The organism is Neobacillus oceani (assembly GCF_046237595.1).
GTDB lineage: Bacteria > Bacillota > Bacilli > Bacillales > Cytobacillaceae > Bacillus_D > Bacillus_D oceani.
On the sequence record NZ_CP143543.1, the window covers coordinates 264,898 to 279,666 of the forward strand.

The 14,769-nt window shown below is 43.7% G+C and carries 15 protein-coding genes; 13 read left to right on the top strand and 2 right to left on the bottom strand.

Annotation, left to right across the window (positions count from 1 at the left end):
• Positions 1-24 precede the first annotated feature (24 nt).
• The 4 genes from V1499_RS01475 (at position 25) to V1499_RS01490 (ending at position 4,769) form a co-directional block, all read left to right on the top strand.
• On the top strand, positions 25-1,557 hold the full coding sequence (locus tag V1499_RS01475; protein ID WP_409273200.1) for an ABC transporter ATP-binding protein: 1,533 nt from the start codon (positions 25-27) through the stop codon (positions 1,555-1,557).
• Positions 1,550-2,701 (top strand): ABC transporter permease, encoded by a 1,152-nt coding sequence (locus V1499_RS01480; protein WP_409273201.1) that lies wholly within the window; start codon positions 1,550-1,552, stop codon positions 2,699-2,701. The genes V1499_RS01475 and V1499_RS01480 overlap by 8 nt, the downstream gene beginning before the upstream one ends.
• Positions 2,701-3,660, top strand: coding sequence for an ABC transporter permease (locus V1499_RS01485; RefSeq protein ID WP_409273202.1), 960 nt, complete (start codon positions 2,701-2,703; stop codon positions 3,658-3,660). Before V1499_RS01480 ends, V1499_RS01485 begins: the two co-directional genes overlap by 1 nt.
• A 134-nt stretch (positions 3,661-3,794) precedes the next feature.
• Positions 3,795-4,769, top strand: a complete 975-nt coding sequence (locus V1499_RS01490; RefSeq protein ID WP_409273203.1) for a LacI family DNA-binding transcriptional regulator — start codon at positions 3,795-3,797, stop codon at positions 4,767-4,769.
• 117 nt (positions 4,770-4,886) lie between these two features.
• On the opposite strand, the gene V1499_RS01495 is transcribed toward V1499_RS01490, so the two are convergent.
• The gene (locus V1499_RS01495; protein ID WP_409273205.1) at positions 4,887-5,087 is read right to left on the bottom strand and encodes a hypothetical protein; all 201 of its coding nucleotides are present in this window, start codon (positions 5,085-5,087) and stop codon (positions 4,887-4,889) included.
• Between the two features lie 687 nt (positions 5,088-5,774).
• Here V1499_RS01495 and V1499_RS01500 point away from each other — a divergent pair.
• From V1499_RS01500 to V1499_RS01530, 7 genes are all read left to right on the top strand, one after another.
• Entirely contained in the window at positions 5,775-6,587 is an 813-nt protein-coding gene (locus tag V1499_RS01500) for an SAF domain-containing protein (RefSeq protein ID WP_409273206.1), read from the top strand.
• 56 nt (positions 6,588-6,643) lie between these two features.
• Positions 6,644-7,789, top strand: coding sequence for an AAA family ATPase (locus tag V1499_RS01505; RefSeq protein WP_409273208.1), 1,146 nt, complete (start codon positions 6,644-6,646; stop codon positions 7,787-7,789).
• A gap of 31 nt (positions 7,790-7,820) precedes the next feature.
• On the top strand, positions 7,821-9,197 hold the full coding sequence (locus V1499_RS01510) for a CpaF family protein (protein WP_409273210.1): 1,377 nt from the start codon (positions 7,821-7,823) through the stop codon (positions 9,195-9,197).
• A complete protein-coding gene (locus tag V1499_RS01515; RefSeq protein ID WP_409273212.1) occupies positions 9,169-10,098 on the top strand; it encodes a type II secretion system F family protein in 930 nt (309 codons plus the stop codon). Before V1499_RS01510 ends, V1499_RS01515 begins: the two co-directional genes overlap by 29 nt.
• 3 nt (positions 10,099-10,101) lie before the next feature.
• The gene (locus tag V1499_RS01520) at positions 10,102-11,043 is read left to right on the top strand and encodes a type II secretion system F family protein (RefSeq protein WP_409273214.1); all 942 of its coding nucleotides are present in this window, start codon (positions 10,102-10,104) and stop codon (positions 11,041-11,043) included.
• A 19-nt stretch (positions 11,044-11,062) separates the two neighbouring features.
• Positions 11,063-11,284: a hypothetical protein gene (locus tag V1499_RS01525; RefSeq protein ID WP_409273216.1), complete on the top strand. Its 222-nt coding sequence runs from the start codon at positions 11,063-11,065 to the stop codon at positions 11,282-11,284.
• A 111-nt stretch (positions 11,285-11,395) separates the two neighbouring features.
• Entirely contained in the window at positions 11,396-12,766 is a 1,371-nt protein-coding gene (locus V1499_RS01530) for a vWA domain-containing protein (protein WP_409276200.1), read from the top strand.
• A 79-nt stretch (positions 12,767-12,845) separates the two neighbouring features.
• Here the strand turns inward: V1499_RS01530 and V1499_RS01535 are convergent, their stop codons facing one another.
• Positions 12,846-13,031, bottom strand: a complete 186-nt coding sequence (locus V1499_RS01535) for a hypothetical protein (RefSeq protein ID WP_409273217.1) — start codon at positions 13,029-13,031, stop codon at positions 12,846-12,848.
• 511 nt (positions 13,032-13,542) lie between these two features.
• Between V1499_RS01535 and V1499_RS01540 the strand changes: the two genes are divergently transcribed.
• Both V1499_RS01540 and V1499_RS01545 read left to right on the top strand, forming a co-directional pair.
• A complete protein-coding gene (locus tag V1499_RS01540; RefSeq protein WP_409273219.1) occupies positions 13,543-13,782 on the top strand; it encodes a hypothetical protein in 240 nt (79 codons plus the stop codon).
• A 137-nt stretch (positions 13,783-13,919) separates the two neighbouring features.
• Positions 13,920-14,732 carry a hypothetical protein gene (locus V1499_RS01545; RefSeq protein WP_409273221.1) on the top strand — a complete coding sequence of 271 codons (813 nt, stop codon included), beginning with the start codon at positions 13,920-13,922 and terminating at the stop codon, positions 14,730-14,732.
• The last annotated feature ends 37 nt before the right edge of the window (positions 14,733-14,769 follow it).

Genomic DNA, 14,769 nt, shown 5'->3' on the forward strand with positions numbered 1-14,769 from the left:
TTTTCCTAAAAAAGGAGACGAAAGATGTCTGATTATATTGTAGAAATGAAACATATAACCAAACGTTTTCCGGGAATAGTGGCAAATGATAATGTATCGATTGGCATTAAAAAAGGAGAAATATTTGCCCTGCTTGGAGAAAATGGCGCGGGTAAATCAACTCTAATGAGTATTCTAAGTGGCATGTACGAACCGGATGAAGGAGAAATTTTTATTCGCGGTGAGAAGGTCCACATTAGTTCACCCAATCATGCGGCAAAACTTAATTTAGGAATGGTCCATCAGCATTTTAAATTAGTCTCTGATTATACGGTTACAGAAAATATTATCTTAGGAGTCGAGCCAATCAAAAAATTCGTGGGGCTCTGTCCATACGTGGATATTCGCAATACGAATCGAAAAATTGAAGAACTGTCTAAAAACTTTGGCTTAGAAGTGGATCCCACGAAAAAGATAGCTGACCTTACTGTTTCCATGCAGCAACGGGTTGAAATTTTAAAAGTGCTGTATCGTGAAGCGGAAATCCTTATCTTTGATGAACCAACTGCAGTCTTAACGCCGCAAGAAATTGACTTCTTGCTCAATATTATTGAAGGTTTACGAGATGCTGGAAAAACAATCATCTTAATTACACATAAGCTTGAGGAAATTAAGAAAGTTGCCGACCGCTGTGCTGTAATGAACAAAGGTAAATTAGTGGATGTATTGGATGTGAAAGAAACATCTACCAGGCATATGGCCCGACTCATGGTCGGACGGGAAGTAAATTTTGAATCTGATAAAGCTCCTGCCGTATTTAAAGAGGAAGTATTGAAGGTAGAAAATTTAACTGTTAAAAATGAAGATGGATTTGAAGTAGTAAAAGATGTGTCCTTTACCATCCATAGCGGCGAAATATTCGCTATTGCTGGAGTCGCTGATAACGGCCAGGTTGAATTAGCGGATGCCATTGTTGGATTAACTAGGGTTAGTGGCGGAAAAGTATTCCTCCAAGGTAAGGATATTACGAATGAAAGCATTCGAAACAGAACCGAAACCGGAATATCTTATATTCCTGAGGATCGACAAAGCTTTGGGCTCGTATTGGATTTTGATTTATCTACTAACTTGGCATTAAAGCAGTATTATAGAGAGCCCTTTTCTCGTAAGGGGATTTTGGATGAAGATGAATTTGAGCAATTCGGCGGTAAGCTGATTGATAAATATGATATTAGAAGTGGACAAGGTACGAAAACGCAAGTTCGTTCGATGAGTGGCGGAAATCAGCAAAAAGCAATTATAGCACGCGAAATCGAATTACAATCGCCGCTGATGATTTTTGTTCAGCCAACACGCGGAGTAGATATTGGTGCGATTGAAAATATTCATAAAATGATGATTCAGGAACGAGATCGGGGAAAAGCGATCTTACTTGTGTCATTGGAGTTAGATGAAATTATGAATGTAGCGGATACCATTGGAGTTATATATAATGGCCAACTTCAAAAAATTGCTAGCAGTGGATCAGTAACGGCGAATGAAGTTGGTGAATATATGATGGGGGCGAAGCATGAGTAAAGATAGCAAAAGAAAAAACTTACAATATAGTCTTATTCGACCATTAAGTAATGAGAAATGGCAGCCTATCTCGATTCCAGTTGTCTCCATCCTAATAAGTTTTATTGCTGCGGCACTTGTTATCCTTTTAATGGGTAAAAATCCCTTACAGGCTTTTTACAACCTGCTCCAAGGATCAGGCATATTACCGAAACCTTCCTACGCTGGCTATAAGGGCATCGCAACTGATTTTTTAAGCTTGCTAAATGCGATGACACCACTTGTCTTTGCAAGCCTTGCAGTTGCTGTTGCTTTAAAAGCGGGTTTATTTAATATTGGGGTTTCCGGCCAAATGCTCGTCTCTGGTTTTTTGGCGACAATTCTAGTTGGTTACAGTGGTTTGGATGCAATAATTGCAAAGCCGCTTGTTTTGCTAATCGGATTTATCGCCGGAGGGCTAATGGGAGGATTAGTAGGGTGGCTAAAATATAAATTCAACATTCATGAAGTCGTATCGACGATTATGTTAAATTATATTGCCCAGTATGTCATAAGCTTTTTTATTCACATGTATTATATCGATCCTGTTTCAAGGCAATCAAAATATATCGGGGAGGCCGCAAGATTAACGTTAGTAAATGTTGAACTGGCCAACTTGAAAATGGATATTCCATTAGGATTTATTTTAGCAATAATTACAGCTATTTTATTAAAATTTGTCATGGACAAAACAGTAGTTGGATTTGAAATTAAAGCGGTTGGTTCCAACAGTAATGCAGCAAAATATGCAGGCATGAACGTCGGAAGAAATACAGTCCTGGCGATGGTTATATCGGGAGGTTTGGCTGGCCTTGCAGGTGTGACGTATTATTTAGGTTATTTTTCTTCCATACAGCCAAAAGTTTTATCAAGTATCGGTTTTGATTCCATCGCGGTATCACTATTAGGAAACTCCCATCCAATTGGTGTTATTTTTTCATCCTTTTTAGTATCCGTTATTGATCAGGGAAGCACATATATGAGTTCACAGTCTGGAATTAGACAAGAAATTGCTTCTGTTATCATCGGATTAATCCTATTGGTTAGTGCTTGTGGCGAATACTTGAAGCAGAAAGTAAGACGCCTGAAGGAAAAAGAAGTAGAACGAAAGGAGATTGAATCCTAATGAATACAATAATTATTGATGGATTATCCTTTGCTCTGCCTCTTTTTATCATTGCAATAGGCGGAATATATAGTGAAAAGAGCGGTGTTACCAATCTGGCGCTTGAAGGTTTTCAGGGGTTCGGGGCATTCATCGGAGCGCTGTCAGCTGTTTTAATCGCGAATGCATCTGGAACAAATATTGAAGGCCTCGTTTACGTCGCACTTGTGTTTTCGATGATAGGCGGGATGCTATTTTCCGTTATTCATGCTGTACTAAGTATTAAATTTAAGGCCAATCAAGTAATCAGTGGCGTTGTGATTAATATTTTGGCGTTGGCACTAACGACTTTCTTAACGACTCAAATAAATGCTCTTGTATTCGGATCTGCTTCGGATAAGTTTCGATTAGGTGTATCCGAGCGGTTTACGATTGAAGGTTTAGCCGATATACCATTGATTGGCGCTTTCTTTACGAATGTGTATCCGTTCCAAGTGATCATCATCGTAATCGCCTTTTTTGCATGGTACCTTTTATATAAAACAAAATTCGGCATGCGCTTAAGAGCGAGCGGGGAAAACCCTCATGCGGTTGATGCGGCGGGTGTTGATGTATCGAGAATCAGGTTTTCCGCGGTTCTAATATCCGGCCTATTATCAGGGCTGGGCGGCATGTGTTTCGCTTATTCAATTTCGGCCAATTTTTCATCCAATATTTATATGGGTTATGGATTCTTGGCGATTGCTGCTTTAATTTTCGGCAATTGGAGGATTCTCCCTACATTAGCCGCTTGCCTTTTATTTGGTTTTGCAAAATCCGGGGGATCCTTTATTGCCCAGTCAATGGCATTGCCAAGCAGTTATACCGATTTGTTCATGATTTTACCGTATGTATTGACGTTATTGTTATTAATCTTTTTCTCAAAATCAAATCGCGCTCCGAGAGCATTAGGTGAAATTTATGACAAAGGAAAGAGATAGATAAAACGTAAAAGGCCTTCCTCCATTCATTCAGAGTGGCGGAGGCCTTTTTGTCCTGATAGTATTGAATTGACTTCATTTCTAAGTAAATGTAAACTTTGTGTAATCGGTTACACAAAAATGGAAGTGATAAAATGGCGTCTATTAAAGAAGTTGCGAAACATGCGGGAGTGTCGGTTGCGACTGTGTCCCGGGTGCTGAATGATAAAGGATATGTGAGCGAGGATGCCCGGAAAAGGGTGCAAAAGGCGATTGACGATCTGGATTACCGGCCGAATGCGGTAGCGCGGAGCCTTTTTAAAAAAACGTCCAAAACAATTGGCCTCCTTGTCCCGGATATCGTGAACCCCTTCTTCCCGGAACTCGCGCGGGCGGTTGAGGATACACTGTCCAGGCTCGGCTACACGGTGATCTTGTGCAATACGGATGAAAGCAAGGAGAAAGAGCAGAGCTACCTTGAAATGATGATGCAGAAATATATTGACGGGATGATTGTCGTATCCAATACGCTTAGCGCTGCCCAGGTGACAAAGTACAATATCCCGCTGGTTAGCATTGACCGGGAAATCAGCAAAGAACTGCCGAGCATCCTGGTTGAAAATAAGAAAGGCGCCAGCATGGCTGTCAGCTTTTTGAAGAACAAAGGGCGGAAGCGGATTGCCCATTTGCGCGGGCCGATGTATATTCCCAATGCAGTTGAACGTTGCGCCGGGTATCTTGAAGAGGTGGGGCATGAGCCATGGTTTGAGGAGAGCTATATCGCCGAGGGCAATTATGATATGAAAACGTCCATCGAATCGACGCTCCGGCTCCTAATGATGAACCCGGAAATTGATGCAATCTTTGCAGGGAATGACCTGAGCGCCATAGGAGCAATTAAGGCAATCCACAAACTTGGCAAAAAGGTCCCTGAAGATATTGCGGTTGTAGGGTTTGATGGAATTATGCTCTCAGAGTCAACCACACCTGAACTGACTACGGTCGCCCAGCCGATTTATGAGCTCGGAGAGTTGGCGGCCGCCACTCTTGTAAAAATAATCGAACAGCAGCCTGACATGGAGCATTTTTATACATTGCCTGTCCAGCTGATTGAAAGGCAATCAACATAGCGCGAGTTAAAAAGAAGCCGGTATTCTCTTCCTAATTGGAAAAGAAGCCGGCTTTTATGTTTATATACGGTGAAAGTGAGGTGTGGCAGGTGCATTGGCTCAAGCCATGCTCGAGACTTAGCTACAGTGGTGATGATGATGTCGGCGGTGGCCGCGTTCATCGTTGTTTGTACGGCAGCATTTGGAGAATTCCCGATTCTTAATAGGGTTACCGTGTTCACGCTTGTTTTCTGTTTCAGCCTCGGCCAAAATCGGAGCAAACTCGTTGCAGAAGAAACGGTGTTCCCTGCGGAAATCTCTACAAGTAAACCTGGACATGTTTTTCCCCCTTTCTTCAATTTCCTATAGAGTATGCGGAAATTGGCCGGGTGGACAAGGCGTTCCCATTAGGACTAACAACCAAATTTTATAAATGGCTCAACTTTCGCGTCTTTAATGCCAGACTAAGGATGATATTCCGGTGGAGCGCACAATTCCCATCGGCATTTTTGTAAATTTCCATTTTGAAAATGAGTGCCCATTTTGCATTTCTTTTAAGATATAGAAAATCGGAGGTATTCGTCCTTTCAAAAAATCGGTTAATACCCGTAAAACAAAGTTATTAAACAAAATCCGCTAATTTTTCTAGTTAACAATTATTTGAAAAATAATTATAAAGACCTGATTATCTTTACAATTTTTACGTTAAACATGACTAAAGAAGTGAAATTTAAGATTTGTGCTTGTCCTAAATCAGCTGAAAAAACACTCTGTTTTAGGAGTATAGTCCTGATTTTTCGTAAGGTCTGTTTTTTTATATAGTCAAATAATCATAGGCGTTATTTAGTGAAAAGGGGATAAAATTGACAGCTTTGTGAACGGATGTTACTAAAATAGTAGTGGAAATTAAAAAAACAGTTGAATTTATGTTTGTCCGCATTGAAATGGCGGTAAATACAGAGGTAAATATATCCAATTCGATTAAATATGAGAAAAAAGAACCTGGGGTAGGAGAGAAGATGCAGAATGTTAGAGTCTAAGAGAAGAGCCATTATATTTTTTATTTTAGCCTTATTATTGGCCTTGATTGCTGGATTCCTTGTATTGAAGAAGGTCCAGGCGCTCAATTCGGACCTTGGAACGATGGCCGAGGTATTCGTGGCGAGGGAAGACATTAGCTCAAGGACGCTTATTACGCCAAACAACATTAAGAAGGAAGAAATCCCACAGAAGTACCTTCGAAGCTATCATGTTGTCGATGTTAAGGAATTGCAAAATAAGGTTTCTGTAGTGCCCTTGTCCGAAGGGGACATCATTACGAAAAACGTCCTGAAGCAAGCTTCGGCCGTTGTGGAAGAGAATAATAGATTAATAACTCTCATGAGTTCGGATAGGGTCTTTTTTGATGAACCTCTTGAGGCTTTGGATCGGGTGGACATAATTGTTTCTCATACGTTTGGTAGTGAGGAGAAGACGGAAATTTTCATGAGAGATGTCAAAGTGGCTCGTGTAGCGAAGCGGAAGAATGAGTTCCAAGGGGTGCAGGTCGAAGTACCACTTGAAAAAGCACCTGAGCTGATACATATGCAGAATTACTCGGACAGCGTACGAATCGTCAAAGCGAATGTAGGCAAAGAAGAAATGGGCCAAGGAGGAGCTCAAGGGGAAAAACCGGCGGATGGCAAAGATACGATTCAGGTGCCGGCTAAACCGCCGGCGGTACAGCAGAAGCCTCCCGCTCAGCAGGAGAAGCCTGCAGCCAACCCGGCCCCGCCTGCCGGGAATAACCCTCCTTCCCAGGAAAAACCCGCAACTGGCGAGAAGCCTCCCGGAACTTAAGGGGAATTAAGATAGGGTTCTATATTCATAGATAAGCAAGTGACGGAGGAGACAGTATGAGTAAAGAGACAAAGCTGTTCATTATCGGTGAAGAGAATGGCTTATACAGTACGGTGAAAGAAGCGTTGACGGAATTTGAAGTTGTCTTTATCGAAGCGCAGAATTACCTGGCGGAGCTGAAAAGGCATGAACCGCACATCGCGATTGTGTTAAAAAATAGCTTTGAGTCGCCAGTGGACTTAATTCACTCCTTAATAAAGGAATTTCCGGCGGTGTCCATTTTATTCATACATGACTTGCAGGATTTTCAATTGCTGCGTGATGTCACAAGGGCAGGTGCCATGGATTACCTTGTTATTCCAGACGAAATCAATGTCCTGACAGACCGGGTTCGAGGCCTTGCCGCCCAGACAAGGACGAAGACAGAAGCTGCTGCTTCGGCGGGAAGTTTTAAACGGGGGAGGGGACAGGTGCTGGCCTTTTACAGCGGAAAAGGCGGGAGCGGAAAAACCTTCCTTAGCACCGCGTTTGCCCAGACATTGAAATTAGAATCAACCGCCCAAGTCATCTATATTGATTTGAACTTGCAATACGGCGGGGCAGAGACTTTTTTGGGAATTGACAGCAATCGCTCACTCATTGATCTGAAGCCGGTCATTCACGAGATCAACGAACACCATATCCGGAATGTCTCGGAGAAAGAAGGCTTCTCCAAGTTGGAAATTTTGATTAGCCCTAAAGATGCAGAACTGGCAGAGTCCGTGGATGAAGAATATATTACCCGCCTGCTTAGGGCCTGCCGCAGAAGTTACGACTTTATTATTGTCGACATCCCGTCGGCTATGGATGAACGAAGCTATGCCGTGCTGACAGAAGCGGATAAAATCTTTTATGTCATGAATTTGAATACCCCTTCCATCAAGGTGCTTAAGCACGTCGAGGAATTGTTCCAGCGTCTCGGCATCGTCACCGAGGAAAGGTTGGAGATTATCCTTAATGAAACAGGGAAGGAAAACGAGCTATCCAAGAAAGACATCGAAAGGTTTGTGAAATATCCGGTCCGTGCAGAAATCCGCCGCGATCATAAGGGTGTGCAAGCTGCCGTGAATCAAGGGAGACCTGTCCGGAAGGAACCAAAAGAGAAGAAGTTGATTCCAGCAGCAAAGGATGTACAAAAATGGGTCGTTTCCATGTTGAAATAATGGAACATGACTATTTAAAGGAGGTGTGATGATGTCGCTTTTCCAAAGAAAATCTACAGCCAAACCAAGGCTTGAGGCGGTACCGGAAGTCGTGGAATCCTATGTGAATCCTTATATCGACGAATTGGTAGAGCATTACAAGACGAGGCTTTTGACTGAAACCAACCTCGAACATTTAACAAGCCTGACGGAAGGGGAAAAACGCCTTCAGATTGAACGGCTGATTAACCAGTTCATGGCTGAGGAAAAGGTCGTCATCCCCCGCCATGAAAAGGAAACACTGCTGTCGCGCCTGATTGATGAAAGCGTTGGCTTTGGCCCGCTTGAAGCCCTTTTGAATGACGACAGCATTACTGAGATTTTGGTAAATGGCCCAAAAGAAGTTTTTATTGAGAGGAATGGTCGGCTCGAGAGGTCGGATGTATCCTTTCGGGATGAATCTCATGTGCGGCATATTATCGATCGGGTGGTTGCTCCGCTTGGACGCCGAGTCGATGAAAGCTCTCCTATGGTAGACGCAAGGCTGCCAGACGGAAGCCGTGTCAATGCCGTCATCCCACCCATCAGCCTGAACGGTACGCTCATATCAATCCGGAAATTTCGAAAAACGCCTTTTGAAATGAAGGATTTAATGGATTTCGGATCTTTTACTGAAGAGATGTCCATTTTCCTTCAGGCCATTGTGGAAGCGAAAATGAGCATTTTGATTTCAGGAGGAACAGGAAGCGGGAAAACCACCCTGCTCAATGCAGTGGCAAAAGCCATTCCCGTTCATGAGCGTGTTATCACGATTGAAGATTCCGCAGAGCTTCGGCTCAATCGCGCAAGCGTGGTAGGGATGGAGGCCCGCCCTCCGAACGTAGAGGGCACTGGGGAAGTGACGATCCGCCAACTGGTCAAAAATGCCCTGCGGATGAGACCGGATCGTATCATCGTCGGGGAGGTCCGAGGCGCGGAAGCCTTTGACATGCTTCAGGCAATGAACACTGGACATGAAGGTTCCCTGACCACTGTTCATGCCAACTCGCCACAGGATGCCATCAACCGTGTCGAGGGGATGGTTGTCATGGCTGGGATGGATCTGCCAATACATATTATTCGTGAATACATTGTCGGTGCGCTTGATTTCATCATCCAGGCAGAACGATTGAGCGATGGTTCCCGGAGAATTACGAATATCGCGGAAGTCTTTGTAAATGAGGCAGGAAAAGTCGAAGTCCGCCAAATTTTTGAATTTAGGAGAACAGGAATTGGGGAAGGGGGCAAAGTGCTCGGAATGCATACAGCTACCGGGATTCGCCCAAGATGCCTGGATAAGCTTCGTGTATACGGAATCAATCTTGATGACAGCATTTTCGATCCGAAAGGAGGTGCAGGCATTGACCACAAGCATAGCTATACTTTATAGCCTTGCCGTCCTGCTTGGATTATGGGGGGGCTACTTCTTTCTAGGCTACCGCTCCCAGCAAAGGGAGTGGAAACAACGGGTCAATCAGTGGTTTCCTGAAGAGAGAAGGAAAAGTAAAATCAGTGTTCTCGGCGACAAGTTCGACCAATCCCAATCGGCAGAGCCGCTTGCGCAAAAACTGCAGAACGCCAATGTGGCCCTTCTCCCATCAGAGTATGTCGGTGTTCACATCTTAGGTTTCCTTGCCCTGTTTGTTTTGCTTTTCAACATCTTTCATGTCCCGCCGTTTGTCAGTCTGCTTGTTTCGCTGCTGATTTTATACATCTCTCATTACTTGTTGTTTTTCATTCGGAAAAATAAATATGAAGAGCGCTTCAACGAGCAGCTTGCAGAAATATGCCGTTTGCTCGGCAATGCGGCGAGATCAGGCCTGACTATCAACCAGGGGCTCGAAATAGTCGCCAGGGAAGTACCCGCGCCTGCCGGATCGGAATTTAGTAGGATTGTGAACGAGCTTAAACTGGGCGTTCCGATTGAAACCGCATTAAGGAGTGTCCAAAAGCGGAACAAGTCAAGGGAATTTCAGCTTTTTATTGCCACTATCCTGATTCAGAAAAAGACAGGCGGAAACCTGGCAGCTACGCTTGAATCAATGGGACATACGCTTGAAGATCGGAAAGTACTGGCACAGACCATCAAAACAATGACCTCAGAGCAGCGCTACATCTCGCTCATTATCCCGGCGATGCCCATTTTCATCCTGCTCATGATGAACAACATCATCGAAGGTTTCACGGATCCCCTTTGGACCGGACCGGGATTGATCATTTTAGTCCTCTTTCTGGCAGGGCTGCTGATCTCCTTTGTCCTGATCAGAAAAATCACGAACATTAGGGTGTAAATTATGGATGCATACATCATATTAGCTGTCATTCTGTTTTGGCTCATGTTTGGGCTCTCTCTCCGACACTACTCCTTGTACATCCGGGAGAAAAGAGTGCTGATCGAACACATTTCGGACGTCACTTACACAGATGCCTTCGAAAAGAAGGCGAAGAAGAAAAACAGGCGGGCAGTCTGGTTTCAGAAGATGACGAAATACGCCGATGAATTTTCGGACCTGGGCCAGCGAATCAACTTTTTCAGCGAGAATGCCGATGTGGCGGAGTGGATCCGTAAGTCAGGCAATCCGTATCACCTTACAGTCGAACGCTTTCAAGGATTGAAGTTATTCCTGCTGGTTGTTGGTTTTTTTGCCGGCATGATTTCCTTAATTATTGGACTTCCGTTTTCGCAGTATGCGGTTATTTTCAATCCGCTCATTGGGTACTTCTTGCCGATCCTTATCATTCGCCAGCAGGCTAAGAAGAGACAGGAAGCGCTCCGCAGGGATTTGCCAGATTTCCTGGATACCATTAGTACCAGCCTTCAGGCGGGCGTCAGCCTGGATCATGCTTTAAGGGAGGTGATCCGCTTCTTCGACGGACCGTTAAGGGAAGAGTTTTCACGTTTCAACTATGAAATCGATCTTGGGGTGCCAAGGGAAACCGCCTACCGCAATCTGCTTGTAAGAAACGATAACCAAGAATTTCAGGCACTCATTAAGTCACTTTTGCAAGGCTTGAAGCTCGGAGTGCCTATTGCGACGACCTTTAAGGTTCAAGCGGAGGACATGAGGCAGCTTCGCGAAGAGCAAGTGAAGGAGCTTGCTGCTAAAGCATCCCCGAAAGTAACCTTGGTTACCACATTTGTAGTAGCGCCTGTCTCCATCTTAATGATCGCGGGATTGATGCTTTTGAACTTGATTTATGGAGAAAACAGCATTTTTAAATTATTTAATTTTTAATTATATGGAGGTAATGAAAATGAAAAAACTAACACAATGGTACGTAGCGGCAACAACAAAGATTGACAGAATGGTGCGCAACGAGCGCGGTTCCCAGACGCTGGAATGGATCGGTATTGCAGCGGTTGTCGTCATCGTGGTGGGCCTGATTTCGACTGCGTTCGGAAAAGATACTACCTTTGGAAATGAAGTGTTGAACAAGTTTAAAGGTATGATTAAACAAATCGGAGGCGGGGAGTAAATCAATCGCATATCGAAGAATCTTCCTGTGCGAAAGGAAGACGAAGCAGCGGAAGATTATAGATTGTTAGTATGCTGAATGTTTAATAAAAAGGGGTTCTTAAAATTGAAAATGTTACTGACAGTACTCTTTTCCCTGCTATTGATTTTAACGGGTTGTTCTGATAAAGAAGCGGGAGATGTCAAGGGCAAGGAATCACAGAAAACTGCAGAACAGACGAAGGAAGAAAAAAAATCGGAGATAGAAGAAGAGTCGAAGGAAGAGGCATTAAAAGACCTTCCCCCTATACCTGAGGCTTCTAAGGACTTATTCAATCAGCCTGCTGGAAAATATGCAGGCCAGGGAGTCAGTTCCGATGAAAACTTGCCAAAGCTTAAAGAAGATCTTGAGAAGATAGGTAAGATTCCTAAGTCCGCATCAGAAGAAGAGTTGGCAAAGCTATTCCAATATTATTACTCACTTGTAAGTGAAGATTTGCCTGACCCTAATGAAGTCCTTAAAAAATGGGAATTTGTTTCTTTTGGGAACCCGGACATTCCTGACAGTAAATATCAGTTCAAAGAAAATTATAATGTCCAAATCATCCTGGACTCCAGCGGATCAATGGCTCAGGAAATAAATGGCACATCCAAAATGAAGTTAGCTAAGGCTGCCATCAAAAATTTTGTTTCTTCCCTACCTGAGGAGGCGCAAGTTTCATTAACAGTTTACGGCCATAAAGGCACGGGAGATGACAAAGACAAGAAGCTTTCCTGCAGCAGTATTGAACAAGTGTATGGATTCGCAACCTACAACAGCTCTAAGTTTGATGGAGCGCTGAATAAATTTCAGCCATCGGGTTGGACCCCAGTTGCTGGATCTCTCATAGCCGCAAAAGATTCTTTTAAAGGAAAGGATGCCACTAAAAACTCCAATTTGATTTTTCTTGTGAGTGACGGCATTGAAACATGTGATGGAGACCCTGTCCAGGCAGCAAAAGATTTAAAGAATACGAATATTCAGCCAATCATAAATGTCATTGGCTTCGACGTTGACAATAAAGGTCAGGAGCAGCTTAAAGAAGTGGCAAAAGCTTCAGAGGGAATGTACACGTCCGTTAATAATCCTGAACAGCTCAACCAAGAATTTGACCGAGCGAAAGAAGTAATTGAGCGTTGGAAGCAGTGGAAGCAAAACGCACTAAGTGAAGCTGAAGCGAAGAACGTAAACCAATACTTTGAGGCATTAAGTTTTACAAATGATTGGTACTTCGCAGGACTTAATCAAAGCAATAATTTGGACTATATAATTACGAATGCCTTTGTCGAAGGATATATCACGAACGAGCAAAAGCAAAGTCTGTTGTCCAAAAAGAATAAAATAACGAGCCTAATGGAAGAAACTCAGAAGGAGATGGAAAACGATTTTAACTCCTTCCGGGAAAATTCTTTTGAAGATGCCAAAAAGATGATTGAAGAAAAATATCAAACTAACACAAACTGATAAGTAGAATTTATCAGGGGATTTTTGAAGATCGGAAGCTTGTTAGTGAGTAAGCCAATGAATTGTCATAAGTGGGGAATCAGATTGACCAATTGGCGAAATCAATCCCAAGCATGAACTTGAGGGAAACCTCCAAAATTCCAATTTGACCCGATCCGAGGAACTTATGAAACAAATTAATTAGAAATACCGAACCAGCACTCAAATAGAAGGATTTCGATGTGGCCGTGTGGCGGAGCTGTCTGGCCACATCGTTCCTTTCCAATCCTTTTCTGCTTTCCTCCCCCGTGGACGATTCAAGTTACAGTTCTACTAAGAAAATGATCGGGAAGGAAGCCTGTTGGGGTATGTTTTTGAGGTTTGCAGTTAGAAATCAACTGGATTGTTCTTTTTAAGGAAAAACACAAAAGTGAAGACTTCTATGTAATTTACTGCACATGTGGTGAAAGTGGGGAGGACAGTGCAAAAAAAGCTAATAGGTAAACTGGCTGCCATTTTTGCGATAGCTATCGTGATCTTCCAATCGTTTTCCGTTCCAATCCTAGCGGCCACCATCAAACCGTGGAGCGGGAATCCTTGGACAGGGGACCCGTGGAAGGGAAATCCCTGGAGTGGAAGCGAACTGAAATGGGAGGGTAACCCGTGGGAGGGGCAAGGTACAAAAGGGAATTCATGGACTGGGAATCCTACAGATCCTGGGAACCCTTGGGCTGGTACAGATTGGTCCAGCACCCCATGGTATCTTGACCCATGGTCAGCAGAGGGCTGGACAGCTAATGGTTGGAATGGAAATGGATGGAGTAGCGACAGCTGGACAGCTAACGGCTGGAACGCAAATGGATGGACTGCTGACAGCTGGGCGGCTAATGGCTGGAACGCAAACGGATGGACTGCTGACAGCTGGGCAGCTAATGGCTGGAACGCAAATGGATGGACTGCTGCCAGTTGGACAGCCAATGGCTGGAATGCAAACGGATGGACCGCCAACGGTTGGACATCTAATGGTTGGAACGTAAATGGATGGCAAGGCAATATTCCGGGAACTGGCGGCGGATGGTCCGGAAACAGCTGGAATGTGTCTCCTAACAATCCCGGAGGGGCCAACACAGGGTATGCCCCTATTCCTTATGTGGATAGGAATAATGCCGGATTCATGCCATATACACTGCCAAATCCTTCAGGCAAGAATGGTGAAGGCCCTTACAGTGGGTATGACTGGTTCAAATTCGGCATAAAAGACGTCGGCTCTGGCTCTTATTTACTAATGAAGGAACAACAAATCGATTTTTCTAATTTAAAGAAATCAAGTCCCCAATCAAAGGATTTTTATCTGGAACTATTAAAATCCTCTTATAAATTTTCCGCTAAAGATATAGACTTTCTCGAAGCGGGACCTGCTGGACTCGATGTGCCAAAGACTTTCTTGGATTACAAAACTAACTTAAATAATGCAAATACCGCCTATGGAGTTGAGCTTAACAAAGTTGCGCTGGGATTAGCGAACCCCCAGGATGTTATTAATAAATTCAAAGACACCAACCTAGCAGCAATAAGAGGCCAAATCCTAACGGCAGGACAACAAGCTTTTAATCGAGCAGCTCAATTTAAGAATCTAGCGCCTTTAGGAAAGTTAAATGTTGTCTCTTCTGCTGTAAGTGCAGGATTTTCTGGAATCGATACAGGAAAAAACATTTGGGATTTACAAAAAGCGAAAAACTCAGCAGAAAAACTAACGGCGGGTTCCAGTTTGAACCAGAGTTCAGGTGAATTTCTGAAGACTGTAGGGACAGGTATTGCCGTGTTTCCTGGCGGACAGGTCGTTGGGGGTGCATTAATTTCTGCCGGGGCTGCCCTATGGGCAGGAGGGAATGTAGTGAAACACTGGAATACAATCAAAAATGCTCCTGGGAATCTGGCGAATAAAGCAAAAAATGGATGGAGGAAATTGAAATCCTGGTTCTCCTGACTTCTATTGAGCAACAACGCCAGAATTTATGTTACTT